Genomic DNA, 26,220 nt, shown 5'->3' with positions numbered 1-26,220 from the left:
CCCGCACGGCGGCCGGGATGGCAACCGTGCGGGTGGCGGACGCGATGGTAATCGCGCGGGCGGTGGCCGTGGCGATGTCGACGGCAATCGTGCGTCGTATGGCGCAGGTCCCAAGCGCGACAGCGCGGGCCCCAAGCGCGGCGGCAGCAAGGGCGGCAACCGCAACCCGAACGGCAATCGTGCAGAGGGCGCTGCCGGCAACGGTGGTGGTGCACGCGGCGGCCAGCGTCCGCAGCGCAGCCGCACGCGCAGCCGCTAAGCATCCAGGCGCGCGGCGCAAGGCCGGCGGCGGGCCGGCCGGATCGGGATCAGGTCGGTCTTGTCGGCGCGAGGCATTGCGTTTATTGCTTTCGACTGTATATATGTCACGCGGCGCTGCATGGCCGCCGGCATGAGCGATCACCGGCTGCCACGATGGCGCAGGTTGATCGAACAGCCCGATTTCGCATTTTTGGGCCCGTAAAGGCAGTCGACACGCTGCTTTTACCGGCTGGCTTGGCGTTTGCGCCAAAAATCGCTATAATCGCGGAGTCGCTGGGCGTACGGATTCAATGTGCGGCTCAGGTGCGACCACCAGTAAGAAGATGGGCGTTCCGCCCATTTTTTTTTGCTGAAACGGTTAGGCATCTCGGGTAGCGCTTCCTGCGCCGGCTAAGGCGCGCGCCCGCGGGTGAATCGCGAGCGGCGGGCGCGAACACCTGAGAGGACACAGTGCAACTGACGGAACTGATAGAAACCACGGTCACCGGGCTCGGCTACGAGCTGGTGGATCTCGAGCGCACCGGGCGCGGCATGCTTTGCATCTACATCGATCAGCCTGCCGGCATCTCGCTCGAAGATTGCGAAAAGGTCACGCGTCAGCTCCAGCACGTCTTGACGGTCGAAAACATCGATTACGAACGGCTCGAAGTCTCGTCCCCGGGGCTCGACCGCCCGTTGAAGAAGCTGGCCGACTTCGAGCGCTTCGCCGGCAGCGAAGTTTCCGTGACCTTGAAAAAGCCGCTGGACGGGCGCAAGACGTACCGGGGCATTCTGCACGCGCCGAATGGCGAAACGATCGGTTTGGAATTTGAGGGGAAGAAGGGCGAGGCAGCCATGCTGGATTTCACGCTGGCCGATATCGATAAAGCCCGCCTGATTCCGCAAGTTGACTTTAGGAGCCGCAAATAATGAGTCGCGAAGTGTTGATGCTGGTGGATGCGCTGGCGCGCGAGAAAAACGTCGACAAGGATGTGGTGCTGGGCGCCCTCGAGGCTGCGCTCGCGTCCGCTTCCAAGAAGCTGTTCGACGAAGGCGCCGAAATCCGCGTCCATATCGATCGCGAAAGCGGCGAGCACGAAACCTTCCGTCGCTGGCTCGTCGTGCCCGACGAGGCAGGCTTGCAGGAGCCGGATCGCGAGATCCTGCTGTTCGAAGCACGTGAGCAGAAGCCCGACGTCGAAGTCGGCGAGTATGTCGAGGAACCCGTTCCGTCGATCGAGTTCGGTCGCATCGGCGCGCAGGCCGCGAAGCAGGTGATCCTGCAGAAGGTGCGCGACGCCGAGCGCGAGCAGATCCTGAACGACTACCTCGAGCGTGGTGAAAAGATCATGACGGGTACGGTGAAGCGCCTTGACAAGGGCAACTTCATCGTCGAATCCGGCCGTGTCGAGGCGCTGCTGCGCCGCGATCAGCTGATCCCGAAGGAAAACCTGCGCGTGGGTGACCGCGTGCGCGCTTACATCGCGAAGGTCGACCGCACCGCGCGCGGTCCGCAGATCGAGCTGTCGCGTACGGCGCCCGAGTTCCTGATGAAGCTGTTCGAAATGGAAGTGCCGGAAATCGAGCAGGGCCTGCTCGAGATCAAGGCAGCTGCCCGCGACCCGGGCGTGCGCGCGAAGATCGGCGTCATCGCCTACGACAAGCGGATCGATCCGATCGGCACTTGCGTCGGCATCCGCGGTTCCCGCGTGCAGGCCGTGCGCAACGAGCTCGGTGGCGAAAACATCGACATCGTGCTATGGTCGGAGGATCCCGCCCAGTTCGTGATCGGCGCGCTCGCGCCGGCAGCTGTCCAGTCGATTGTCGTCGATGAAGAAAAGCACTCGATGGACGTCGTCGTCGACGAGAACGAGCTGGCAGTCGCGATCGGCCGCAGCGGTCAGAACGTTCGCCTTGCAGGCGAGCTGACCGGCTGGCAGATCAACATCATGACGCCGGACGAATCCGCCCTGAAGCAGGGTGAGGAGCGCGACCGGTTGCGTGCGCTGTTCATGGCGCGTCTCGACGTCGACGAAGAAGTTGCCGACATCCTGATCGACGAAGGCTTCACGAGCCTGGAAGAAATCGCGTACGTGCCGCTCAACGAAATGCTCGAAATCGAGGCGTTCGACGAGGACACCGTGCACGAACTGCGCAACCGCGCACGCGACGCGCTGTTGACGATGGCCATCGCGAACGAAGAAAAGGTCGAGAACGCAGCGCTGGATCTCAAGAGCCTCGACGGCATCACGCCGGAGCTGCTCGCGAAGCTGGCCGAACACGGCGTGCAGACGCGCGACGATCTCGCCGAGCTGGCTGTAGATGAACTGGTCGACATGACCGGGATGGAAGAGGATGCCGCTAAGGCGTTGATCATGAAAGCACGTGAACACTGGTTCCAGTGAGAAATGACCATGGCGCACTGATTTGATGGCGGCCGTATGGCCTGACCCGATGCTAACCGCAAGGAATCGGTCCTTGCACTAAGAGGAATGAATGGCGAGTAACAACGTAGCCCAATTTGCCGCGGAACTGAAAATGCCTGCTGGTGTGCTGCTCGAACAGCTGCAGGCAGCGGGCGTCCAGAAAGCGAGTGAAGACGATGCGCTGTCCGAAACGGACAAGGCGCGTCTGCTCGATCATTTGCGCAAGTCGCACGGCGCAACCGACGGCGACAAGCGCAAGATCACGCTGACCCGCAAGCATACGTCGGAGATCAAGCAATCTGACGCGACGGGCAAGGCTCGCACCATTCAGGTCGAGGTCCGCAAGAAGCGTACGTTCGTCAAGCGCGACGACGTGAGCGAGGGTGCGGAACAGGGTCAGGCGCAGGTCGCCGAAGCGGACGACGATGCAGAACTGAAGCGTCGCGAAGAAGAAGCGCGCCGCGAGGCCGAGCTGCTCGAGAAGCAGGCGCAGGAGCTTCGCGAGCGTCAGGAACGCCTCGAGCGCGAGGAAGCCGAGCGCCGTGCCCGCGAGGAAGCGGCCGAAGCCGAGCGCCGTCGCGCCGAGGAAGAGGCGGCGACGAAGCGTGCCGCGGCCGAAGCTGCAGCGGCACAGCAGCAGGCAGCCGCACAGCAGGCTGCTGCAGCCGAGCAGCAGGAAGCGGCGAGCACGCAGTCCGCGCAGGACGAAGCACGCGCAGCCGCCGAACGTGCGGCGCAGCGCGAAGCGGCGAAGAAGGCTGAAGACGCTGCCCGCGAGGCGGCGGACAAGGCGCGCGCCGAGCAGGAAGAGATCAGCAAGCGTCGTGCGGCGGCAGAAGCCGAAGCGCGTGCGATTCGCGAAATGATGAACACGCCGCGCAAGGCCGTGGTCAAGGCAGTCGAGCCGCCGAAGCCGGTCGAGCCGCCGAAGCCGGCCGAAGCGAAGGGCACGCTGCACAAGCCGGCAAAGCCGGAAGGTGCGCAGGCGCGTCCGGCCGTGAAGAAGCCGGCCGGTGCTGCAGCGCCGGCTACGACTGCGCCGGCAGGCGCGGGCGACCGCAACAAGAAGCCGGGCGCAGGCAAGGGCGGCTGGCAGGACGACGCGTCGAAGCGTCGCGGCATCAAGACGCGCGGCGATTCGAGCGGCGGCGTCGACCGCGGCTGGCGCGGCGGCCCGAAGGGTCGCGGTCGTCACCAGGACAGCTCGACGTTCCAGGCGCCGACCGAACCGATCGTCCGTGAAGTGCACGTGCCGGAAACCGTGTCGGTTGCCGACCTCGCGCACAAGATGTCGGTCAAGGCCTCCGAAGTCATCAAGGTGATGATGAAGATGGGCCAGATGGTCACGATCAACCAGGTGCTGGACCAGGAAACGGCGATGATCATCGTCGAGGAACTGGGCCACCGCGCGGTTGCCGCGAAGCTGGACGATCCGGAAGCGCTGCTCGTCGAAGGCGAAACGGGTACCGATGCGGAGCAACTGCCGCGTCCGCCGGTCGTCACGGTCATGGGTCACGTCGACCACGGCAAGACCTCGCTGCTCGACCACATCCGCCGCGCGAAGGTTGCTGCTGGCGAAGCGGGCGGCATTACGCAGCACATCGGCGCTTATCACGTCGACACGCCGCGTGGCGTCATCACGTTCCTCGATACGCCGGGTCACGAAGCGTTCACGGCAATGCGTGCACGCGGCGCGAAGGCGACCGACATCGTGGTGCTGGTGGTGGCAGCCGACGACGGTGTGATGCCGCAGACGAAGGAAGCCATCGCCCACGCGAAGGCAGGCGGTGTGCCGATCGTCGTCGCGATCAACAAGATCGACAAGCCGGACGCGAATCTCGATCGCGTCAAGCAGGAACTGGTTGCGGAAGGCGTCGTGCCGGAAGAGTACGGCGGCGATTCGCCGTTCGTGCCGGTTTCGGCGAAGACGGGCGCAGGTATCGACGATCTGCTCGAGAACGTGCTGCTGCAAGCCGAAGTGCTGGAACTGAAGGCACCGGTCGAGGCGCCGGCCAAGGGCATCGTGATCGAAGCGAAGCTCGACAAGGGCAAGGGCCCGGTCGCGACGATCCTGGTGCAGTCCGGTACGTTGAACCGAGGCGACGTCGTGCTGGCGGGTACGGCCTACGGCCGCGTGCGCGCGATGCTCGACGAGAACGGCAAGCCGACGAAGGAAGCCGGCCCGTCGATCCCGGTCGAAATCCAGGGTCTGTCGGAAGTGCCGGGTGCGGGCGAAGAAGTGATCGTGCTGCCGGACGAGCGCAAGGCGCGTGAAATCGCACTGTTCCGTCAAGGCAAGTTCCGTGACGTGAAGCTTGCGAAGCAGCAGGCTGCGAAGCTGGAGAGCATGCTCGAGCAGATGGGCGAAGGCGAAGTGCAGAACCTGCCGCTCATCATCAAGGCCGACGTGCAGGGCTCGCAGGAAGCACTCGTGCAGTCGCTGCTCAAGCTGTCGACCGACGAAGTGCGCGTGCAGATCGTGCACAGCGCGGTGGGTGGCATCAGCGAAAACGACGTCAACCTCGCAACGGCATCGAAGGCGGTCATCATCGGCTTCAACACGCGTGCAGATGCACAGGCGCGCAAGCTGGCCGAGTCGAACGGCATCGACATCCGTTACTACAACATCATCTATGACGCAGTGGATGAGGTGAAGGCGGCAATGTCGGGCATGCTGGCGCCGGAGAAGCGCGAAGTCATCACCGGCATGGTCGAGGTGCGCCAGGTCTTCAAGGTACCGAAGATCGGTGCAGTCGCCGGCTGTATGGTGACGGACGGTATCGTCAAGCGCTCGTCGTCGGTGCGCGTGCTGCGCAACAACGTCGTAATCTTCACGGGCGAACTCGAATCGCTGAAGCGCTTCAAGGACGACGTGAAGGAAGTGAAGCAAGGCTTCGAGTGCGGTATGTCGGTGAAGAACTTCAACGACATCGTCGAAGGCGACCAGTTCGAAGTCTTCGAAGTGACCGAAGTCGCGCGTACGCTGTAACCCTCGCGCATCGGCTCATGGGCGGGGCAGGCTTGGGCCTGTCCCGCCCATTTTCATGGTGGCGTGCCAACACTGGCCGCCGCTTTATCCTGATAAACGGATCACGGATCGATCATGTCCAGGAAACGTACTTCCCCCAATCGCAACGTACAGATTGCTGACCAGATTCAGCGCGATCTGTCCGAACTCATCATGCGCGAGGTCAAGGACCCGCGCATCGGCATCGTGACCATCCAGAGCGTGGAACTCACGCCGGATTACGCACACGCGAAGGTCTACTTCACCGCGTTGACCGGCGATCCGGACAAGACGCAGGAAGCGCTGAATCACGCGTCGGGTCACCTGCACAACCTGTTGTTCAAGCGCCTGCACATCCATACGGTGCCGACGCTGCATTTCCACTACGACCAGACGATCGAGAAGGCCGTGGAAATGTCGCGCCTGATCAAGGAAGCGAACTCGACGCGCGCGAAGGACGACGACGAGGCCGACGCGGCCGCCAAGGACGACTGAGCTCGACCGGCCTATGACGACTGCAGCATCCCAACGTCCGCGCGTGCCCCGGCGCGTGCTGGACGGCGTCCTCCTGCTCGACAAGCCGGTCGGCCTGTCGAGCAACGACGCGCTGATTCGCGCGAAGCGCCTGCTGCTCGCGAAGAAAGCCGGTCACACCGGCACGCTCGATCCGCTGGCTTCGGGCCTGCTGCCGCTGTGCTTCGGCGAGGCGACGAAGTTCTCGCAGGATCTGCTCGAAGCGGACAAGACCTACGAAGCGACGATGCGTCTCGGCCAGCGTACGGCCACCGGCGACGCGGAAGGCGAGGTGATCGACACGCGGCCCGTCGAATGCGACCGCGCGGCGGTGGAAGCCGCGCTCGTGCGCTTCACCGGCGAGATCGTGCAGGTGCCGCCGATGTATTCGGCGCTCAAGCGCGATGGCAAGCCGCTGTACGAATATGCGCGCGCGGGGCAAACCGTCGAGCGCGAGGGCCGCAACGTGACGATCCTCGCACTCGAGCTGCTCTCGTGCGACTTGCCTGACGTGACGTTTCGCGTGACCTGCAGCAAGGGCACGTACGTGCGCACGCTGGCGGAGGATATCGGCGAGGCACTTGGTTGCGGTGCGCATCTGACGATGTTGCGCCGCACGGGCGTCGGTGCGCTGACGCTCGAGCATGCGGTGACGCTCGACGCGCTGTCCGATGCCGATGACGCGTCGCGCGATGCGTGGCTCCAGCCGGTCGATGCGCTGCTGTCGACGTTTCCGCTGGTTCGTCTCGATGAAACCACCGCGAAGCGATTCCTGCACGGCCAGCGTCTGCCACTGTCGGCGCTCGACCCGATCAATGCGGCCGAAGGCGAGCGTGTGCGTGTCTATGACGCGACTCGGCTGCTCGGCGTGGCTCGCAAGGCGAACGGCGTACTGGCGCCGGAACGGCTCGTCGTCACGGCGGCCTGACGCAGCCGCGCGAACGCGCTCCCGTCGGAATGAAAAAAGCCCGGTCGATGTCGACCGGGCTTTTTTGTTTGCGTTCAGGCTGCGTGTTCAGTGTGCAGCCGATGCCGCGGCACCTGCATCGCCACCACCCGAGCGCTCGGGCTTCGTGATCCAGATCAGCCCGATCAGCAGCACGAAGATCGCCGCCGAGATGTAGAACAGGTCGTTCACGCCGAGCTGCGCGGCCTGCTGCGTGGCCATGTTGTTGATCAGCCCGTGCGCCTGGTCCTGCGTCAGCCCGAGGTTGCCCATCTGCGTGACGGCCTGGTTGAACGTCGGGTTGTAGACGTTCGTCTGCTCGACCAGTTGCGCGTGATGGAAGTTGTTGCGATGGTCCCAGGCCGTTTGGAAGATCGACGTGCCGATACCGCCGCACATGATCCGCACGAAGTTCGACAGGCCCGATGCCGCGGGGATGCGGTGGCCGGGCAGGCCGGACAGCGTGATCGACACCAGCGGGATGAAGAAGCCGGCCATCGCGATGCCCTGCACGAGCGTCGGCAGCGTCAGCGACCATTCGTCGACGCCCGTCGTGTAGCGCGACCGCATCCAGAAGCACAGCGCAAACGTCAGGAACGACGCCGTCGAGATAAAGCGCGGATCGGTGCGCGGCAGATACTTCCCGGTGAGCGGCGACAGCAGGATCGCGAACAGCCCGACCGGCGCCATCACGAGACCGGCGTCGGTCGCGGTGTAGCCGATTTGCGTCTGCAGCCACAGCGGCAACAGCACGAGGTTGCCGAAGTACAGGCCGTACCCGATCGACAGCGCAACCGTGCCGCCGGTGAAGTTCCGCATGCGGAACAGCGACAGGTCGACAACCGGATGCTCGGCGGTCAATTCCCAGATGACGAAGAACGCGAACGCAATGACGGCGGTCAGCGCGAGCACGATGATGGTCGTCGATGCGAACCAGTCGAGATCCTTGCCCTTGTCGAGCATGATCTGCAGCGAACCGACCCAGATGACCAGCAGCGCGAGGCCTACGCCGTCGATCGGCGCACGGCGCACGGCCGACTCCCGGTTGCGGTAGATCGCCCACGTCGCGGCGGCGGCGGCGATGCCGACCGGGATGTTGACGTAGAAGATCCACGGCCACGAGTAGTTGTCCGAGATCCAGCCGCCGAGAATCGGGCCGGCAACGGGCGCGATCAGCGTCGTCATCGCCCATAGCGCGAGGGCCATGGGTGCCTTGGCGCGCGGATAGCTCGACAGCAGGAGCGCTTGCGACAGCGGAATCATCGGGCCCGCCACCGCGCCTTGCAGCACGCGTGACCCAAGCAGGAACGGCAGGTTGGGCGAGAGCCCGCACATCCACGACGAAATCACGAACAGGATGATCGACGCGAGGAACAGGCGCACCTGCCCGAAGCGGTCGGTCAGCCAGCCGGTCAGCGGCACCGAGATTGCGTTCGCGACCGCGAACGACGTGATGACCCACGTGCCCTGGTCGGACGACACGCCGAGGTCGCCCGAGATGGTCGGGATCGCGACGTTCGCGATGGACGTGTCGAGCACGTTCATGAACACCGCGAGCGATACCGCGATCGTCCCGATCACGAGTTGCCCGCCCTGCAAGGGCGGGTGAGAGACAGGAGCCTGTGCCATGTCGGTTGTTTTTCCGGAGTCGGAACGGTTACATCATCTTCGCGACGGCATTCGACTTCGACGTAGCCGGCGCCGATGCGTTGCCGCCTGCGTTCTCGGCAATGACGCGGGCGATTTCGGCGTCGGCTTCGTCGCCGTACTTCGCGAACACATTGGTCTCGTAGACCGTGTTCGGCGCGTTCACGAGCTGATCGCCGCGTTCGTCCTTGATGTCCACGTCGACCTGCATCGACAGGCCGATGCGCAGCGGGTGCTTGTCGAGATCCTTCGGATCGAGTTCGATCCGCACCGGCAGGCGCTGCACGACCTTGATCCAGTTACCCGTCGCGTTCTGCGCGGGCAGCAGCGAGAACGCCGAGCCCGTGCCGGCCGAGAAGCCGACCACCTTGCCGTGGTAGACCGCCGACGAGCCATAGATGTCGGCCGTCAGTTCGACCGGCTGGCCGATGCGCATGTGCTTGAGCTGGACTTCCTTGAAGTTCGCATCGACCCACACTGCGTTCAGCGGCACCACCGACATCAGCGGCGTGCCCGGCGACACGCGCTGGCCGACCTGCACCGAGCGCTTCGCGACATAGCCGGTGACCGGCGCGGGCAGCACGTTACGGGCGTTCGCCAGGTACGCGTCGCGAACCTTCGCGGCCGCAGCCATCACGTTCGGATGCGAGGCGATCGTCGTGTTCGCGGTCAGCGCGCGGTTCGATGCGAGCTGCTGCTGCGACGCGTCGAGCGATGCCTGGGCGGCGCGAACGGCGTCGCGAGCGTGCGAGATTTCTTCCTGCGACACGGCACCCGTCTGAGCGACGGCCACGCGGCGGCGGAGGTCGTCCTCGGCCTTCGACAGGTCGGACTGGCGCAGCGCGACTTGCGCGCGGTACTGGTCGTCGTTGACGAACAGGCCGCGCACCTGGCGCACCGTTTGCGCGAGATTGGCTTCGGCCTGCTGCAGCGCGACCTGCGAGTCGGCCGGGTCGAGCACGACGAGCGGGTCGCCGGCCTTGACCGTTTGCGTGTCGTCGGCCTTCACCGCGATCACGGTGCCGGTGACTTGCGGCGTGATCTGCACGACGTTGCCGTTCACGTACGCGTCGTCGGTGCCTTCATGGAAGCGGGCGACGAGGAAGTAGTACAGGCCATACGCGATGGCCGCGATCACGATGACCGCGACGAGCAGCGTCATCATCCGTTTGCGCTTGCCGTTGTTCTGCGGCTGCGCGCTGGCGGCGTTTTGTTGGTCGCTCATGGCGATTTTCTCCGTCCGTTATTTCGAGTGTCTGCGTAGTGGTGGCGCCGGATCAGTTGGCGGCCTGTTTTGTCGGCTTGTCGGCATCGGGCGCGGCGAGCGGCGTGCCGGTCGCGTCGAACCCGCCACCCAGCGCCTTGATCAGCGCGAGCTGCATGTCGCGGCGGCGCATCTTCAGGTTGGTCACCGTCTGTTCCGATGCGAGGCGGTTGCTGTCCGCGGTCAGCACCTGCAGCTGCGGCGACAGGCCGGCCTTGTAGCGGATGACCGCGAGGTCATAGGCGCGCGTCGATGCGTCGAGTGCGCGTTGCGCATCGCCCATCTGGCGATCGACCGCACGGATCGATGCGACCTGCGTCGCGACGTCGTTCAGTGCACTGATCAGCGTCTGGTTGTAGTTCGCCACCGACAGGTCGAAGTCCGCGTAGCGGCCCTTGAGCTGCGCGCGCAGCGCGCCGGCGTCGAAAATCGGCAGGTGGATCGCCGGGCCGAACTGCGCCTGACGGCTCGCGAAGTTCAGGAATTTGCCCCAGCCGAACGCATCGAAGCCGAAGCCGGCCGCGAGGTTCACGTCGGGATAGAACTCGGCCTTCGCTTCCTTCACGTCGTGCATCGCGGCTTCGACTTGCCAGCGCGCGGCGACGATGTCGGGGCGGCGTGCGACGAGATCGGCCGGCAGGTTGCCGGGCAGCGCGACTTCGCCGCTCGGGTTCAGCACGGGCGCCGCGATCTGCAGCCCGCGATCCGGGCCTTTGCCGAGCAGCGCGGCGAGCTGGTAGCGCACCGTCGTGATCTGGCCATCGAGATCGGACAGCGAAGCCTGGGTCGTCGCGATATTGCCGCGCGCCGTCTGGCGTTCGACGTTGGTGTCGAGGCCGGCCGACACGCGGCCGTCGGTGATCTTGCCGACCGTCTCGCGATTGGTGATCTCACGCTGCGCGATGTCGCGCAGCGCATAGAGTTGCGCGAGCGAGTTGTAGGTGCGTGCGACCGACGACGCGAGCGTGATGCGCGCCTGCTGCATGTCGGCTTCGGCGGCCTTTTCCTGCGACACGGCGGTGTGCAGGCGTTCGCGGTTCTTGCCCCACAGGTCGAGTTCCCACGACGCGCTCGCGAGCGCGTTGTTCTCGCTGTACCACTGGCCGCCGTACGGGGGCGGGAACAGCGCGTTCGCCGAATACAGCTCGCGCGTCCACGAATAGCTGGCTTCCGCCTTCGGCATCAGGCTCGAACGCGACGATTCGATGTATGACGACGCCTTTGCGATGCGCGCCTGCGCCTGCGCGATCGACGGATTGCCCTGCAGGGCTTCGTCGATCAGCTTCGGCAGCTGCGGATCGCCGAACTGGCTGGCCCAGTCGAGCGCCGGCCACTGGCCGCCCTGGGCCGGCAGGCTCTGGGCGGATTCGAATTGCGACGCGGGAGCGATCTGCTTGTCGCTCTTGATGCCGATGTAGTTCGCGCAGCCCGCCAGCGCCAGTGCGGCGACCGCGGCAGCGACGGCGGCGCGGCACGACCCGGCGCGCACGGACAACGGGGAGGATTTCATCGCGCTGATCCCTGACTCGGAATGAATGATGGACACTGCAAGGATTTCCTTACATTAATCTGTCAAAAGTAATTGTTATGGCAACTATTACGTGATGCTGCCGCCGGCGGTCTCGCAGTAGTTGCTGAGAATGCGGCGCAGCATGCTCTTCAGGAACCCGACTTCTTCCGGCGTAAACCCGTCCAGCACCTGGTCGAGCACGCTGCGGAAAATCGGCGGCAGCCGTTCGGCGAGCGCACGGCCCTCGTCGGTCAGCTCGAGGCGCACGACGCGCCGATCCTCGATGCTGCGTACGCGCGACAGCAGGCCGCGTTTCTCGACCCGGTCGAGCAGGCGCGTGACCGCGCTCGCGTCGATCCCGTACTCGCGCGCGAGCTCGGCGGCCGTCGAGCACTTGCCGACCGCGATCATGAACAGCATGCTCGCCTGCGTGCCCGTGATGCCGAGCTCTTCCTGCGTGCGTTGCGTGACGAGGTTGGTCATCACCGACTTCACGCGCGACATCAGATAACCGACGCTGTCGTTCATCTGATACGAGGACAGCGGCGAAACGGGTGGTTGGGTAGAAGAATCCGACATAAAACCCTGAAGCTGCAATAGTTGACTAGGCAGCAGTATAGGCACAGTTGCTTGCCGCGGCAAATGTTAATCGAACGGCAAAGGGCGCGCTTTGTGTCCCACAAATCCCTTATGCGAATAAGGTTTTTGGGCTTGCCGATGACGCGGGCTTCGGCCGACTGGCGGGTTCGAGGGGAGGGCGTGCCGGCCGGATTGTGTTGGGTTCCAACGTGCCCGTCAGCTCTCGACATCCGCACGTGCTATAATTTGTGGCTTTCCAAGCTGCAATGCGCGCGCCCGTGAAAAACGAGCGGGCGCTTTTGCGCGTTCAAACGATTTCCAGGTTTCTATGACCCGCGCCCTTCGCAATATCGCCATCATCGCCCACGTCGACCACGGCAAGACTACGCTCGTCGACCAACTGCTTCGCCAGTCCGGCACCTTCCGCGAGAACCAGCAGATTGCGGAACGGGTGATGGACTCGAACGACATCGAAAAAGAGCGCGGGATCACGATTCTCGCGAAGAACTGCGCGGTCGAGTACGAAGGCACGCACATCAACATCGTCGATACGCCGGGGCACGCGGACTTCGGTGGCGAGGTGGAGCGCGTGCTGTCGATGGTCGACTCGGTGCTGCTGCTCGTCGACGCGGTCGAGGGCCCGATGCCGCAGACGCGCTTCGTCACGAAGAAGGCGCTCGCGCTCGGCCTGAAGCCGATCGTCATCGTTAACAAGATCGACCGTCCGGGTGCGCGGATCGACTGGGTCATCAACCAGACCTTCGACCTGTTCGACAAGCTCGGCGCAACCGAAGAGCAGCTCGACTTCCCGATCGTCTACGCATCGGGCCTGAACGGCTATGCGTCGCTCGACCCGGCTGCGCGCGAAGGCGACATGCGCCCGCTGTTCGAGGCAGTCCTCGAACACGTGCCGGTCCGTCCGGCGGATCCGGATGCGCCGCTGCAGCTGCAGATCACGTCGCTCGACTATTCGACGTACGTCGGCCGGATCGGCGTCGGCCGCATCACGCGCGGTCGCATCAAGCCGGGCCAGCCGGTCGCGATGCGCTTCGGCCCGGAAGGCGACGTGCTGAACCGCAAGATCAACCAGGTGCTGTCGTTCACGGGCCTCGAGCGCGTGCAGGTCGAGTCGGCCGAAGCGGGCGACATCGTGCTGATCAACGGTATTGAAGACGTCGGCATCGGCGCAACGATCTGCGCGGTGGATACGCCGGAAGCGCTGCCGATGATCACCGTCGACGAGCCGACGCTGACGATGAACTTCCTCGTCAACTCGTCGCCGCTCGCCGGCCGCGAAGGCAAGTTCGTCACGAGCCGCCAGATCCGCGACCGCCTGATGAAGGAACTGAACCACAACGTCGCGCTGCGCGTGAAGGACACCGGCGACGAAACGGTGTTCGAAGTGTCGGGTCGTGGCGAACTGCACCTGACGATTCTCGTCGAGAACATGCGTCGTGAAGGCTACGAGCTGGCCGTGTCGCGTCCGCGCGTCGTGATGCAGGAAATCGACGGCGTGCGGCACGAGCCGTACGAGCTGCTGACCGTCGACGTCGAGGACGAGCATCAGGGCGGCGTGATGGAAGAGCTCGGTCGCCGCAAGGGCGAGATGCTCGACATGGCGTCGGACGGCCGTGGCCGTACGCGTCTCGAGTACAAGATCTCGGCACGTGGCCTGATCGGCTTCCAGAGCGAATTCCTGACGCTCACGCGCGGCACGGGCCTGATGAGCCACATCTTCGACTCGTACGCACCGGTCAAGGACGGTTCGGTCTTCGAGCGCCGCAACGGTGTGCTGATCTCGCAGGACGACGGCGCTGCCGTGGCCTACGCACTGTGGAAGCTGCAGGATCGCGGCCGCATGTTCGTGAAGCCGGGTGACGCGCTCTATGAGGGCATGATCATCGGTATCCACAGCCGTGACAACGACCTCGTCGTGAACCCGATCAAGGGCAAGCAGCTGACCAACGTGCGTGCGTCGGGTACCGACGAAGCCGTGCGCCTCGTGCCGCCGGTCCAGATGTCGCTCGAGTACGCGGTCGAATTCATCGACGACGACGAGCTCGTCGAAGTGACGCCGCAATCGATCCGCCTGCGCAAGCGCTTCCTGAAGGAGCACGAGCGTCGCCGCGCGAGCCGCGAAGGCGCGGTCGACTAAGCGTTTCGGCCGTTCGCTGCATCACGGAAAAGGCTGCCTGCGGGCAGCCTTTTTTGCATCTGCGCAGTGTGCAATCCGATTGTCTGCAAAACACTGTTCCTGCGGGTCGTGGCAATCCGGCAAAACCCCGTCGCGCGGTGCTTTCAGGCACATTTCGCCGTGAACTTCGGTATCGGTTCTGTGATATGCTGCGCGCACGCAAGTTTAGGTCCTTCCAAGCAAGACTTGATTCGCAATCCGCTAAACGGTCAGGCCGTGTCGCGGAAGGTTGAGTAACCCGCTATTTCTCGAGAAACTCGAAGAAAGGTGAGCGTAAAATGTCAGATGTAATGAAGCAGTTTCAGCTGAACTCCTATCTGTTCGGCGGCAATGCTTCGTACGTTGAAGAACTGTACGATGCATACCTCAACAATCCGGCATCGGTGCCGGAGAACTGGCGAGAGTATTTCGACGCGCTGCAGAATGTGCCTGCAACGGACGGTTCGAATGCCAATGACGTCGCCCATTTTCCGATCGTCGAATCGTTCGCCGAGCGCGCGAAGGCCAATGCCTTCATCCCGCGCGAAAGCACCACCAATCTGGCTGCGGCACGCAAGCAGGTGCACGTCCAGTCCCTCATCAGCGCCTATCGCTTCCTTGGCTCGCAGTGGGCCAATCTGGATCCGCTGAAGCGTCGCGAACGTCCCGCCATTCCCGAACTCGAGCCCGCGTTCTACGATTTCTCCGAAGGCGACCTCGACCAGACGTACAGCGCAAGCAACCTGTACTTCGGTTTCGACCAGGCTTCGCTGCGTGACATCGTCAAGGGTCTGCGCGACACGTACTGCGGCACGATCGGCGCTGAATACATGTACATCAGCGACCCGGAACAGAAGCGCTGGTGGCAGGAGCGCCTGGAGTCGACCCGCGCGACGCCGAACTTCTCGGCAGACGAGAAGAAGCACATCCTGAATCGCCTGACGGCCGCTGAAGGCCTCGAGCGCTACCTGCATACCAAGTACGTCGGCCAGAAGCGCTTCTCGCTCGAAGGTGGCGAAAGCTTCATCGCGGCGATGGACGAAGTCGTCCAGCACTCGGGCAAGCGCGGCGTGCAGGAAATCATCATCGGCATGGCCCACCGCGGCCGTCTGAACGTGCTGGTCAACACGCTGGGCAAGATGCCGGCCGACCTGTTCGCCGAATTCGAAGGCAAGCACGTCGACGACCTGCCGGCCGGTGACGTGAAGTACCACAAGGGCTTCTCGTCGGACGTGTCGACGGAAGGCGGCCCGGTCCACCTGTCGCTCGCGTTCAACCCGTCGCACCTCGAAATCGTGAACCCGGTGGTCGAAGGTTCCGCGAAGGCGCGGATGGACCGTCGCGGCGACGAAGACGGCCTGCAAGTGCTGCCGGTGCAGATCCACGGTGACGCGGCCTTCGCTGGCCAGGGCGTCGTGATGGAAACGCTGAACCTCGCGCAGACGCGCGGCTACGGCACGCACGGCACGCTGCACATCGTCATCAACAACCAGATCGGCTTCACGACGTCCGACCCGCGCGATGCGCGCTCGACGCTGTACTGTACCGACGTCGTCAAGATGATCGAAGCGCCGGTGCTGCACGTGAACGGCGACGATCCGGAAGCCGTCGTGCTCGCGATCCAGATCGCGATCGACTACCGGATGCAGTTCCACAAGGATGTCGTGATCGACATCGTCTGCTTCCGCAAGCTGGGCCACAACGAGCAGGACACGCCGGCGGTCACGCAGCCGCTGATGTACAAGAAGATCGCGCAGCACCCGGGCACCCGTGCGCTGTACGCCGAGAAGCTCGTGCAGCAGGGCGTGATCAGCGCGGAAGACGCCGACAACTTCGTGAAGGCGTACCGCAAGGCGATGGACGACGGTCACCACACGGTCGACCCGGTCCTGTCGAACTACAAGAGCAAGTACGCGGTCGACTGGGTTCCGTTCCTGAACCGCAAGTGGACGGATGCAGCCGACACGGCCGTGCCGCTCGCAGAACTGAAGCGCCTCGGCGAACGCATCACGACGGTCCCGGAAAACTTCAAGGTCCACCCGCTCGTCGAGCGCGTGATCAACGACCGCCGCAACATGGCGCGTGGCGACCAGCCGCTCGACTGGGGCATGGGCGAACACCTCGCGTTCGCGTCGCTCGTCGCATCGGGCTACTCGGTGCGCCTGACCGGCCAGGACTCGGGCCGCGGCACGTTCACGCACCGTCACGCGGTGCTGCACGACCAGAACCGCGAGCGCTGGAACGACGGTACGTACGTGCCGCTGCAGAACATCGCTGAAGGCCAGGCGAAATTCACGGTGATCGACTCGGTGCTGTCGGAAGAAGCGGTGCTGGGCTTCGAATACGGTTACTCGACCGCCGAGCCGAACACGCTCGTGCTGTGGGAAGCGCAGTTCGGCGACTTCGTCAACGGCGCGCAGGTCGTGATCGACCAGTTCATCTCGTCGGGCGAAGTGAAGTGGGGCCGCGTGTCGGGCCTGACGATGCTGCTGCCGCACGGCTACGAAGGCCAGGGTCCGGAACACTCGTCGACGCGTATCGAGCGTTTCCTGCAACTGTGCGCGGATCACAACATGCAGGTCGTTCAACCGACGACGCCGGCACAGATTTTCCACCTGCTGCGTCGCCAGATGATCCGTCTGTTCCGCAAGCCGCTGATCGTCGCGACGCCGAAGTCGCTGCTGCGTCACAAGGAAGCGGTGTCGGACCTGTCGGAACTCGCGAAGGGTTCGTTCCAGCCGGTGCTGGGCGAAACCGACGGCGGCATCGACGCGAAGAAGGTCAAGCGCGTGCTGGCATGCTCGGGCCGCGTGTATTACGACCTCGTCGCACATCGCCGCGAAGCGAAGGCGAACGACGTCGCGATCATCCGTATCGAGCAGCTGTATCCGTTCGCGCACAAGCAGTTCGAAGCCGAAATGAAGAAGTACGAGAACGCGACTGAAGTGGTCTGGGTGCAGGACGAGCCGCAGAACCAGGGCCCCTGGTTCTACGTCGAGCACCATCTGAAGGAAGGCATGAAGGAAGGGCAGAAGCTGGCATACAGCGGCCGTCCGGCTTCGGCCTCGCCGGCGGTTGGCTACTACGCGAAGCACTACGAGCAGCAGAAGGCCCTCATCGAAGGTGCTTTCGGCCGCCTGAAGAGCGCATCGATCGCGAAATAACCGACGGAAGCGAAACGGGAAGGCGCCATGCGCTTTCCCGTCTCTTTTGGCCCGCCGGGCGCGTTGCGCGCCGCACCGGCCGAAGGAATCGCACGAACCTCGTCATTACCCAGATTAAGCATCCAGGAAAATCACATGGCTATCGTAGAAGTCAAAGTCCCCCAGCTTTCGGAGTCGGTTTCGGAAGCCACCATGCTGCAGTGGAAGAAGAAGCCGGGCGAAGCAGTTGCTCAAGACGAAATCCTGATCGAACTCGAGACCGACAAGGTCGTGCTCGAAGTGCCGGCACCGGCTGCGGGCGTGCTCGCGCAAGTGCTGCAGAACGACGGTGACACTGTTGTTGCCGATCAGATCATCGCGACGATCGACACCGAAGCGAAGGCCGGCGCAGCCGAAGCCGCCGCGGGCGCCGCCGAAGTCAAGCCGGCAGCAGCGCCTGCCGCAGCCGCACCGGCAGCACAGCCGGTCGCTGCCGCTGCATCGTCGACGACCGCATCGCCGGCCGCGTCGAAGCTGCTGGCCGAGAAGGGCCTGTCGGCGGGCGACGTCGCAGGTTCGGGCCGCGACGGCCGCGTCACGAAGGGCGACGCGCTGGCAGCAGGCAGCGCACCGAAGGCTGCTCCGGCTGCCGCACCGGCCAAGACGGCCGCTGCGAAGCCGTCGCTGCCGGAAGTGAAGGTGCCGGCATCGGCCGCGACCTGGCTGAACGACCGTCCGGAACAACGCGTGCCGATGTCGCGCCTGCGTGCGCGTATCGCCGAGCGTCTGCTCGAGTCGCAGCAGACCAACGCGATCCTGACGACGTTCAACGAAGTGAACATGGCCCCGGTCATGGAGCTGCGTAACAAGTACAAGGACAAGTTCGAGAAGGAACATGGCGTGAAGCTCGGCTTCATGTCGTTCTTCGTGAAGGCGGCGGTCCACGCGCTGAAGAAGTTCCCGCTCGTGAACGCGTCGATCGACGGTAACGACATCGTCTACCACGGCTACTTCGACATCGGTATCGCTGTCGGCTCGCCGCGCGGCCTCGTCGTGCCGATCCTGCGCAACGCGGATCAACTGAGCCTCGCCGAGATCGAAAAGAAGATCGCCGAGTTCGGCCAGAAGGCGAAGGACGGCAAGCTGTCGATCGAGGAAATGACGGGCGGTACGTTCTCGATCTCGAACGGCGGCGTGTTCGGCTCGATGCTGTCGACCCCGATCATCAACCCGCCGCAGTCGGCAATCCTCGGTGTGCACGCGACGAAGGAGCGTCCGGTCGTCGAAAACGGCCAGATCGTGATCCGTCCGATCAACTATCTCGCACTGTCGTACGACCACCGCATCATCGACGGCCGCGAAGCCGTGCTGTCGCTCGTCGCGATGAAGGATGCGCTGGAAGATCCGGCACGCCTGCTGCTCGACCTGTAAGCCGAGTTTCACCGCATTGACCCGCACCGCACGGGCGCGCGACACGCGTGGCCCGTGCGGTTGCACAAGAAGAAAGGATTGTCATGTCCAAGGAATTTGACGTCGTCGTGATCGGCGCCGGCCCCGGCGGCTACATCGCCGCGATCCGTGCCGCGCAGCTCGGCAAGACCGTTGCCTGTATCGAGAAGTGGAAGAACCCGGCCGGCGCGCTGAAGCTCGGCGGTACGTGCCTGAACGTCGGCTGCATTCCGTCGAAGGCGCTGCTCGCGTCGTCGGAAGAGTTCGAGAACACGTCGCACCACCTGGCCGACCACGGCATCACGGTTGACGGCGTGAAGATCGACGTCGCGAAGATGCTCGGCCGCAAGGACGCGATCGTCGAGAAGATGACGAGCGGGATCGAGTTCCTGTTCAAGAAGAACAAGATCACCTGGCTGAAGGGCCATGGCAAGTTCACCGGCAAGACCGACGCCGGCGTGCAGATCGAAGTGAGCGGCGAAGGTGAAACCGAAGTCGTCACCGCGAAGAACGTGATCATCGCGACGGGCTCGAAGGCGCGTCACCTGCCGGGCATCCCGGTCGACAACAAGATCGTGTCGGACAACGAAGGTGCGCTGACGTTCGACGCGGTGCCGAAGAAGCTCGCCGTGATCGGCGCAGGCGTGATCGGCCTGGAGCTCGGTTCGGTGTGGCGTCGCCTGGGTGCCGAAGTGACGGTACTCGAAGCGCTGCCGGCATTCCTCGGCGCAGCTGACGAAGCGCTCGCGAAGGAAGCGGCCAAGCTGTTCAAGAAGCAGGGCCTCGACATCAATCTCGGCGTGCAGATCGGTGAAGTGAAGGCGACCGCGAACGGCGTGTCGATCGCCTACACGGACAAGGACGGCAACGCGCAGACGCTCGACGCCGACCGCCTGATCGTGTCGGTCGGCCGCGTGCCGAATACCGACAACCTCGGCCTCGAGGCAATCGGCTTGAAGGCGAACGAACGCGGCTTCATCGACGTGGACGACCACTGCCGCACGGCGGTGCCGAACGTGTACGCGATCGGCGACGTGGTGCGTGGCCCGATGCTCGCGCACAAGGCGGAAGACGAAGGCGTGCTGGTCGCGGAAGTGATCGACGGCCAGAAGCCGCACATCGACTACAACTGCATTCCGTGGGTGATCTATACGTACCCGGAAATCGCATGGGTCGGCAAGACGGAGCAGCAGCTGAAGGCGGAAGGCCGCGAGATCAAGTCGGGCAAGTTCCCGTTCTCGATCAACGGCCGCGCGCTCGGCATGAATGCGCCGGACGGCTTCGTGAAGATGATCGCGGACGCGAAGACCGACGAACTGCTCGGCGTGCACGTGATCGCGGCGAACGCGTCGGACCTGATCGCGGAAGCCGTGGTGGCGATGGAATTCAAGGCGGCGTCGGAAGACATCGCCCGCATCTGCCATCCGCACCCGTCGATGTCGGAAGTGATGCGCGAAGCGGCGCTCGCCGTCGACAAGCGTTCGCTGAACAGCTGAGCGCGGAATAGCGCCGGCCGGCCATCGGCCGGCGCAGCCGTCTCATGACGAGGGCGGGCGGGGTTTCCCGTCCGCCTTCGTTTTTTCCGGTTTGCCCGATGAACGTCACCGAATACTACACGCGCGAACTGACCACGCGCGGCTATCAGTCCGATCCCGCGCAGCGCGCGGCCGTCGATCGCCTGCAGCAATGCTTCGACGAGTGGGTCGAGTACAAGGCGCGTCGCTCGAACGCGCTCAAGAAGCTCATCAATCATCCCGACCTCCCGCGCGGCGTCTACATGTGGGGCGGCGTCGGGCGCGGCAAGAGCTTCCTGATGGACAGCTTCTACGCGGTCGTGCCCGTGCAGCGCAAGACGCGCCTGCATTTCCACGAATTCATGCGCGAAGTGCACCGCGAGCTCGAGGAACTGAAGGGGCAGGTCGATCCGCTCGACGAACTCGCACGGCGCATCGCGAAGCGCTACCGGCTGATCTGCTTCGACGAGTTTCACGTGTCGGACATTGCCGATGCGATGATCCTGTACCGTCTGCTCGACCGCCTGTTCAACAACGGCGTGCAGTTCGTGATGACGTCCAACTACGATCCCGACGACCTGTATCCGGACGGTCTGCATCGCGACCGTATGCTGCCGGCGATCGCGCTGATCAAGTCCAGGCTCGACGTGCTCAACGTCGACGCGGGCGTCGATTATCGCCAGCGCACGCTCGCGCAGGTGAAGATGTATCACACGCCGCTCGGCGCGGATGCCGATCGCGAATTGCGGCATGCGTTCCAGAAGCTTGCCGCCGTTCCCGACGAAAGCCCGCTGCTGCATATCGAGAAGCGCGAGCTGAAGGCGCTGCGCAAGGCGGACGGCGTCGTATGGTTCGACTTCGCGACGCTGTGCGGCGGCCCGCGCTCGCAGAACGACTATCTCGAGCTCGCAAGCCGCTTCCACGCGATCGTGCTGTCCGAGGTGCCGCAGATGTCGCCGCGGATGGCGTCCGAGGCGCGCCGCTTCACGTGGCTCATCGACGTGCTGTACGACCATAAGGTCAAGCTGCTGATGTCCGCGGCGGTGCCGGCGGAGCAGTTGTACGTTGAAGGCCCGATGGCCAACGAGTTTGCGCGGACGGTCTCGCGAATCGTCGAGATGCAGTCGAAGGAATACATCGAAACGCCGCGCCGCATCGTCGATACGTCACTGACCTGAGTGCGATTTTCGGCAATTGACGGGATTCAAACGTCAATTCCAGTCAAATTAAGGCAATCTCAGGGTATTTTCGGATTTGTCTTATATTCATTGTTGAGGTGAGCCGATATCGTTGTGTCATGGTTACTAAGGCTGGAGATGTCCATGACACCGTATCGCGATCTGACCGATCAAGAGTGGCGCTGCGTTGCGTCGCTTCTGCCCGAAATGCAGCCGCGCACCGAGTTGCGCGGCCGTCCGTTGGCCAATACGCGTGCCGTCCTGAACGGCGTGCTCTGGGTGATCTACAGCGGCGCAACGTGGTCGGCCATGCCGCGTCGTTACCCGTCCTACCAAACTTGCCATCGTCGCTTCAAGGTCTGGCACGAGACGGGCGCGTTGATGAGTGTCATGCGTGAACTCTATGGCGATGCAGGCGCGAATCTATGCAACGAGTTGTCCACGCGGATGCGCAAGCACACGCAATCGAAGGCGGCGGAAGCACGCAGCAATGTGGCGCCCGCATATCGCGCACCTGGTAGCTATGCGTCGGACACGCTGAAGCATGCAGCGTGATGTTCTTCAGTTCCCGCTACGCACACACCAAAAGAAAATCGGCCTGACGACTTCGTCGCAGGCCGATTTTTTCATTGAGCCGCGCATTTAAGCGCGAACCACATTATTGCTGGCGAACCCAGGTCTGCGAACGACCGAGCAGCGACACGCCGATGTAGCCGCGCACGACGAGTTTCTGGCCACCGTCTTCAAGCGTCATCTTGCACTTGTAGACCTTGCCGTTCTCCGGGTCGAGAATGTTGCCGCCGTCCCAGTGGTCGCCTTCCTTCTTCATGGCCTTGATGATCGTCATGCCCTTGATGAGCTGATCCTTGCGCTCGTCCGTGCAGGCGGTGCAACGGCGATCAGGCGTATCGTTCGCGCCGAGGCCCTTGACGACCTTGCCGGTCAGCGCACCATCACCGTCCTCGGCGATCTGCACGAGTGCCTTCGGCTGATGCGTGTTGTCGTCGATCGTCTGCCACATGCCGATGGGGCTGTCTGCTTGTGCGAACGTGGGGGCAGCGCAAGCGAGCAGTACGCCGGCGATGGCGATTGCACGAAACGGGCGGGTCAGTTGAATCATTGTCGTCCTCCTTGTTTTGCATGTCGTGTTCGATTTGCCCGCACGACCGTCTGCATGGGGCGGGCATGTTGCGAGCTTCGCCAGAATACGTGAAACGACGCGCCACGTTTGATAGAGGGGACTCTAATCGAAACAGCCCGCGTGGCGCGGGCTGTTTGGTGACCGATCAGTTGAGCTGATACGAGAATGCGGCGTTGATGCGCGGGCTGCGTGATGCGCTTTCGACCGGCGCGTCACCCACCGGCTTCGCGACGTTCAGGTCGAGGCTATAGAAGCGGCTGTCCGTGAAACGCACGCCGATGCCGACCGACGACATGCGGTTCGGCGACGGTGTGCCCGAGTGCAGGTACACACGCGCCATGTCGTAGGCGATGTATGGCGTAACGGATTTCATATACGTCCAGCCCGGCGTGAAGCCGCGGTTGACCTCCAGCGACATCCCCCATCCCGAGTCACCCGACGCTTCGCCCGGCTGATAGCCGAGCGCGTAGCGCGTCGAGCCGAACGAGATCTGCTCGGATGTCGGCAGCGAGTCGGGGCTGTATTGCCCGGTCAGTGAGATCGACGTGCCGATCCGGAACGGCCATTCGTTGGTTTGCGTGAAGGTCGCGCCGGTGCGGACGAAGGTCAGTGATGTCGGGTCGGCGTACGTAATCGTCGAGCCGTTAACCAGGCCGGTCTGCGATTTCGATGCGCCGAGGATGTCGAACGCCTTTGCGACGTTGACGCTCAGCTTTCGCACCTGCTTCGGTTGTACGCTCGTGTAGTCGAGCTGCAATTGCAGCACGCGTACCTGCGACCTGTTGTCGAGGGTATTTCCGTTGATTTTGTTCTGATAGTTGTCGTCGTTATGCGCTGCATAGCCCGACACCGTGCCGAGCAGGCTGCGCTGGTTGTTCAGAAGTATTGGGTAGGATGCCGAAAGACCGAGCTTCTCGCTTTTTACGGTTCGCTGGACGGTCGACGGCAGCCCCGGATTGTCAGTCGGCTTGCCGCGATACGTGCTCGCGTCGAGGCGCGTGATCAGGCCGCTGCTGCCCACGGGTACCGCGCCGCTGAATGCGACGTAGGTCTGCTTGTCGCGCCCCGGCGGCGCCAGTGCGGAAATGCTCAGTTGCTCGCCGAACGACGTGAGGCCGTTTTCGGTCGCGGTGATGAGACCCTGGACGCCCGGGTGGTTGAAGTCGATACCGGTGCTGACGTTGAACGGCTTGCGATCGACCGCGAGTTCGAGCGTCGTGGCGCCGTCGGTGGTTTGCGGCGGCGGTACGTTCGCCTTTACGGTGAGGCCGGGCAACAGGCCGAACGTGTTCACGTAGCGTTCGAACGTCGCGCGGCGCAGTGGACGATCGGCAGTGATATGCGCGGCGATCGCACGAATCTTCGATTCCATCGCACCGGGCTTGCCGGTGACCTTGACGTCCGACACATAGCCTTCGACAACCGTGATGCGCACGACGCCGTTCTCGAACGTCTGTGCAGGAACGAACGCGAACGACAGCGCGAAGCCGCGATCCTGGTACAGCTTCGTCACGCCGTTGGCCGTTTCGATCAGGTCGCCGATCGTGATGTCCTTGCCGACGAGCGGGGTGAAGCGCCGCGAGATTTCCTCGAACGGTACGGACTTCACACCTTCGACCTGGAACGTCGCCGGTGTCAGGTGACGCGACAGCAGCTCCTGCAACTGCGGCGCCTGCGGTGCGACCTGCACGGTCACGTTCGGGCCGGTTTTCGGCGCGTTGATCTGGGGCAGGGAGTCGAGCGGGTTACCCCCGACGCGCGTTTGTGCATGTGCCGTGCCTGCTGCCGCGATGGCGAGCAGCATCATCCATCTGTCGAGTCTGGATTTCATTGTTCTTCCTCGTTGGCCTTGCTTTTCGTCTTCTTTGTAATGCCGGCGCGCGACACCAAGGTGCCGCGCGCCGCGTGCCGCAATGCCGGTTGTGTTTGTACGGTCGCGCCGTCCGCTCCGGCTGCGAAGGTGCGACCGTCCTCCTTACTTGCCAACGCTACCCAGCGTACCCAGCAATCCCGTTACCGGTGCCAGCAGCCCCGTCGAGCCGCCGCCCGACGTTGCCGAACCCGTGACGCTGCCGACCAGCGACGTGACCGGTGCGAGCGGGCTCGCCCCCCCCGATCCTGCTGCGCCGCCAACTGCTCCGGTGACAGTATTCAGCAAACCGGTGACAGGCGCGAGAGGGTTTGCACTGCCTGCACCACCCGTTGCGCCGCCGAGCGTGCCCGTGACCGTCGACACGAGATTCGTGACAGGGGCGAGCGGGCCGCCGCTGCCGCCCGCCGCACCGCTCAATGCGCCGGTGACGGTGGAGACGAGGCCCGTGACGGGCGCGAGCGGGCTGCTGCCCGAACCGCCGGTCGCGCCGCCGAGTGCGCCCGTGAGCGAGCCGAGCGGCGTCGAGCCGAGACCCGACAGCAGGCCGCCGAGCGGATTCGTCGAGCCGGAACCCGACGACGTGCCGTTCTGTACGGTCGCCGTCGAGCCGCCGACGAGGCTCGTGATCAGGCCGGGGATCGGTGCCGCGCCGTTCGGGCCGTTCGGGTTGACGAGACCGCCCGCGTTGGTCACGGTGTTGCCGACCGCAGTGACGAGCTGACCGACGTCGCCGACGAGCGGCTGGCTCGACGTGCCGCCAACCTGCTTGCCGGCCGAGCTGATCGCGCCGCCGACCTGGCCGAGCAGGCCCGAGACGGGTTGGCCGAGACCGGTCGTCGTGCCGACCTGTTGCGTGACCTGGCCGGCGGTGATCACGAGCGGCGTGATCGCCGAGCTGAGCGGCTGTGTCACCTGCTGCACGGCGCCCGACGACAGCGTCGAGCCGATCGTCGTGCCGGCAGCAGTCAAGCCGTTGGCCACCGTGTCGAGCACGGTGCCGACCGGGGTCGTGACAGGCGCGAGCGGCGCGAGCTGGCCGGTGCCGAGCGCCTTGACCGTCGAGCTCAGGCCGGACACCGTGTTGCTCGTTGCGCCGACCACGTTGCCGAGGCCCGCGACGGTCGTGCCGACCGGATCCTTAGTCGTGCCGATCTGTCCCAGCCCGTTGCTCACGGCATCGGCGGCTGCGCCGACGATCGTGCCCGTGCTGGAGAGCGTGCTGCCGACACCCTTCGTCACGCCGTCGCCGAGACCCGGCACGCTGATGTTGCCGACCGTGCTGCCGAGGTCGGTGGCCGTCTGGCCAACCGTGCTGACGACGCCCTTGGTGCCGGTCGACGTGCCGCTGGTGCCGCTCGTGCTCGGCGTACCGCTCGTGCTCGGGTTGTTGCTGTTGCTGCTGGTCGGCGGCGAGCTGACGCCGCCGCCGCCGCAGGCGGCCAGCAGGCAGGCGGCGGCGAAGGCCGTGAGGGGCGCGCGCCATTGGCGCACGGCGGCTGTCGCGCTGTTCATCGGCGAGCGCGTCGAGGAGAAGGAGAACCGCCTGATGGGCTGGGCGCGGCGCGCATACGAACCGGTGCTCGCCGCATTCATGACGCGTCCGGCACGCGTGATGAT

Annotated in this window: 18 protein-coding genes and 1 pseudogene; 12 read left to right on the top strand and 7 right to left on the bottom strand. The window is 64.3% G+C overall.

All coding sequences use genetic code 11. The annotated features are described in order from the left end of the window. The 6 genes and pseudogenes from G3N93_RS11345 to truB form a co-directional block, all read left to right on the top strand. Positions 1-259 (top strand): annotated as a pseudogene (locus G3N93_RS11345) (23S rRNA pseudouridylate synthase B); the annotation flags it as partial. Between the two features lie 452 nt (positions 260-711). Then, complete coding sequence (gene rimP / locus G3N93_RS11340) at positions 712-1,170, top strand: ribosome maturation factor RimP (RefSeq protein WP_011351796.1); 459 nt, start codon at positions 712-714, stop codon at positions 1,168-1,170. Then, complete coding sequence (gene nusA, locus G3N93_RS11335; RefSeq protein ID WP_006476166.1) at positions 1,170-2,645, top strand: transcription termination factor NusA; 1,476 nt, start codon at positions 1,170-1,172, stop codon at positions 2,643-2,645. Before rimP ends, nusA begins: the two co-directional genes overlap by 1 nt. Before the next feature lie 91 nt (positions 2,646-2,736). After that, positions 2,737-5,655 (top strand): translation initiation factor IF-2, encoded by a 2,919-nt coding sequence (gene infB, locus G3N93_RS11330; RefSeq protein WP_174934437.1) that lies wholly within the window; start codon positions 2,737-2,739, stop codon positions 5,653-5,655. A gap of 114 nt (positions 5,656-5,769) precedes the next feature. Continuing rightward, positions 5,770-6,168 (top strand): 30S ribosome-binding factor RbfA, encoded by a 399-nt coding sequence (rbfA, locus tag G3N93_RS11325; RefSeq protein WP_039339297.1) that lies wholly within the window; start codon positions 5,770-5,772, stop codon positions 6,166-6,168. Between the two features lie 13 nt (positions 6,169-6,181). Continuing rightward, positions 6,182-7,114 carry a tRNA pseudouridine(55) synthase TruB gene (gene truB / locus G3N93_RS11320; RefSeq protein WP_206133028.1) on the top strand — a complete coding sequence of 311 codons (933 nt, stop codon included), beginning with the start codon at positions 6,182-6,184 and terminating at the stop codon, positions 7,112-7,114. Between the two features lie 87 nt (positions 7,115-7,201). Here truB and G3N93_RS11315 read toward each other — a convergent pair whose 3' ends face one another. From G3N93_RS11315 to G3N93_RS11300, 4 genes are all read right to left on the bottom strand, one after another. Beyond that, the gene (locus G3N93_RS11315) at positions 7,202-8,761 is read right to left on the bottom strand and encodes a DHA2 family efflux MFS transporter permease subunit (RefSeq protein WP_011351801.1); all 1,560 of its coding nucleotides are present in this window, start codon (positions 8,759-8,761) and stop codon (positions 7,202-7,204) included. 28 nt (positions 8,762-8,789) lie between these two features. Beyond that, positions 8,790-10,004 carry an efflux RND transporter periplasmic adaptor subunit gene (locus tag G3N93_RS11310; protein ID WP_206133027.1) on the bottom strand — a complete coding sequence of 405 codons (1,215 nt, stop codon included), beginning with the start codon at positions 10,002-10,004 and terminating at the stop codon, positions 8,790-8,792. Positions 10,005-10,056: 52 nt separating this feature from the next. After that, positions 10,057-11,553: an efflux transporter outer membrane subunit gene (locus tag G3N93_RS11305; protein WP_174934431.1), complete on the bottom strand. Its 1,497-nt coding sequence runs from the start codon at positions 11,551-11,553 to the stop codon at positions 10,057-10,059. 87 nt (positions 11,554-11,640) lie between these two features. Then, positions 11,641-12,132 carry a MarR family winged helix-turn-helix transcriptional regulator gene (locus G3N93_RS11300; protein WP_011351804.1) on the bottom strand — a complete coding sequence of 164 codons (492 nt, stop codon included), beginning with the start codon at positions 12,130-12,132 and terminating at the stop codon, positions 11,641-11,643. 328 nt (positions 12,133-12,460) lie between these two features. Between G3N93_RS11300 and typA the strand changes: the two genes are divergently transcribed. The 6 genes from typA to G3N93_RS11270 all read left to right on the top strand — a co-directional run bounded on the left by typA (position 12,461) and on the right by G3N93_RS11270 (position 22,144). Beyond that, positions 12,461-14,287 (top strand): translational GTPase TypA, encoded by a 1,827-nt coding sequence (typA, locus tag G3N93_RS11295; protein WP_039358989.1) that lies wholly within the window; start codon positions 12,461-12,463, stop codon positions 14,285-14,287. Between the two features lie 317 nt (positions 14,288-14,604). After that, positions 14,605-17,469 carry a 2-oxoglutarate dehydrogenase E1 component gene (locus tag G3N93_RS11290; protein ID WP_174934429.1) on the top strand — a complete coding sequence of 955 codons (2,865 nt, stop codon included), beginning with the start codon at positions 14,605-14,607 and terminating at the stop codon, positions 17,467-17,469. Positions 17,470-17,604: 135 nt separating this feature from the next. After that, a complete protein-coding gene (odhB, locus tag G3N93_RS11285; protein ID WP_174934427.1) occupies positions 17,605-18,879 on the top strand; it encodes a 2-oxoglutarate dehydrogenase complex dihydrolipoyllysine-residue succinyltransferase in 1,275 nt (424 codons plus the stop codon). A gap of 83 nt (positions 18,880-18,962) precedes the next feature. Further along, entirely contained in the window at positions 18,963-20,393 is a 1,431-nt protein-coding gene (gene lpdA / locus G3N93_RS11280) for a dihydrolipoyl dehydrogenase (protein WP_011351808.1), read from the top strand. A 98-nt stretch (positions 20,394-20,491) separates the two neighbouring features. Then, the gene (zapE, locus tag G3N93_RS11275; protein WP_206133026.1) at positions 20,492-21,589 is read left to right on the top strand and encodes a cell division protein ZapE; all 1,098 of its coding nucleotides are present in this window, start codon (positions 20,492-20,494) and stop codon (positions 21,587-21,589) included. 144 nt (positions 21,590-21,733) lie between these two features. After that, complete coding sequence (locus tag G3N93_RS11270; protein ID WP_174934423.1) at positions 21,734-22,144, top strand: transposase; 411 nt, start codon at positions 21,734-21,736, stop codon at positions 22,142-22,144. 103 nt (positions 22,145-22,247) lie between these two features. Here G3N93_RS11270 and G3N93_RS11265 read toward each other — a convergent pair whose 3' ends face one another. The 3 genes from G3N93_RS11265 to G3N93_RS11255 form a co-directional block, all read right to left on the bottom strand. Next, positions 22,248-22,709: a DUF2147 domain-containing protein gene (locus tag G3N93_RS11265; RefSeq protein WP_174934048.1), complete on the bottom strand. Its 462-nt coding sequence runs from the start codon at positions 22,707-22,709 to the stop codon at positions 22,248-22,250. A 166-nt stretch (positions 22,710-22,875) separates the two neighbouring features. Beyond that, positions 22,876-24,561, bottom strand: a complete 1,686-nt coding sequence (locus tag G3N93_RS11260) for a ShlB/FhaC/HecB family hemolysin secretion/activation protein (protein ID WP_174934421.1) — start codon at positions 24,559-24,561, stop codon at positions 22,876-22,878. A 144-nt stretch (positions 24,562-24,705) separates the two neighbouring features. Further along, the gene (locus G3N93_RS11255; RefSeq protein ID WP_206133029.1) at positions 24,706-26,115 is read right to left on the bottom strand and encodes a collagen-like triple helix repeat-containing protein; all 1,410 of its coding nucleotides are present in this window, start codon (positions 26,113-26,115) and stop codon (positions 24,706-24,708) included. Positions 26,116-26,220 lie beyond the last annotated feature (105 nt).

Source organism: Burkholderia sp. Se-20378 (assembly GCF_017104665.1).
Lineage (GTDB): Bacteria > Pseudomonadota > Gammaproteobacteria > Burkholderiales > Burkholderiaceae > Burkholderia > Burkholderia lata.
Note: the sequence above shows the minus strand (reverse complement) of the source record. Positions and strands in the feature narration are given on the sequence as shown.

What these genes read in the sequence shown, in the direction of transcription:
- zapE (WP_206133026.1), top strand. Translation starts at nt 20,492, where the DNA reads ATGAACGTCACCGAATACTACACGCGCGAACTGACCACGCGCGGCTAT.
- G3N93_RS11260 (WP_174934421.1), bottom strand. Translation starts at nt 24,561, where the DNA reads ATGAAATCCAGACTCGACAGATGGATGATGCTGCTCGCCATCGCGGCA.
- G3N93_RS11305 (WP_174934431.1), bottom strand. Translation starts at nt 11,553, where the DNA reads ATGAAATCCTCCCCGTTGTCCGTGCGCGCCGGGTCGTGCCGCGCCGCC.
- G3N93_RS11315 (WP_011351801.1), bottom strand. Translation starts at nt 8,761, where the DNA reads ATGGCACAGGCTCCTGTCTCTCACCCGCCCTTGCAGGGCGGGCAACTC.
- G3N93_RS11255 (WP_206133029.1), bottom strand. Translation starts at nt 26,115, where the DNA reads ATGAACAGCGCGACAGCCGCCGTGCGCCAATGGCGCGCGCCCCTCACG.
- G3N93_RS11270 (WP_174934423.1), top strand. Translation starts at nt 21,734, where the DNA reads ATGACACCGTATCGCGATCTGACCGATCAAGAGTGGCGCTGCGTTGCG.
- G3N93_RS11310 (WP_206133027.1), bottom strand. Translation starts at nt 10,004, where the DNA reads ATGAGCGACCAACAAAACGCCGCCAGCGCGCAGCCGCAGAACAACGGC.
- odhB (WP_174934427.1), top strand. Translation starts at nt 17,605, where the DNA reads ATGGCTATCGTAGAAGTCAAAGTCCCCCAGCTTTCGGAGTCGGTTTCG.
- infB (WP_174934437.1), top strand. Translation starts at nt 2,737, where the DNA reads ATGGCGAGTAACAACGTAGCCCAATTTGCCGCGGAACTGAAAATGCCT.
- truB (WP_206133028.1), top strand. Translation starts at nt 6,182, where the DNA reads ATGACGACTGCAGCATCCCAACGTCCGCGCGTGCCCCGGCGCGTGCTG.
- lpdA (WP_011351808.1), top strand. Translation starts at nt 18,963, where the DNA reads ATGTCCAAGGAATTTGACGTCGTCGTGATCGGCGCCGGCCCCGGCGGC.
- G3N93_RS11290 (WP_174934429.1), top strand. Translation starts at nt 14,605, where the DNA reads ATGTCAGATGTAATGAAGCAGTTTCAGCTGAACTCCTATCTGTTCGGC.
- rbfA (WP_039339297.1), top strand. Translation starts at nt 5,770, where the DNA reads ATGTCCAGGAAACGTACTTCCCCCAATCGCAACGTACAGATTGCTGAC.
- nusA (WP_006476166.1), top strand. Translation starts at nt 1,170, where the DNA reads ATGAGTCGCGAAGTGTTGATGCTGGTGGATGCGCTGGCGCGCGAGAAA.
- G3N93_RS11265 (WP_174934048.1), bottom strand. Translation starts at nt 22,709, where the DNA reads ATGATTCAACTGACCCGCCCGTTTCGTGCAATCGCCATCGCCGGCGTA.
- G3N93_RS11300 (WP_011351804.1), bottom strand. Translation starts at nt 12,132, where the DNA reads ATGTCGGATTCTTCTACCCAACCACCCGTTTCGCCGCTGTCCTCGTAT.
- typA (WP_039358989.1), top strand. Translation starts at nt 12,461, where the DNA reads ATGACCCGCGCCCTTCGCAATATCGCCATCATCGCCCACGTCGACCAC.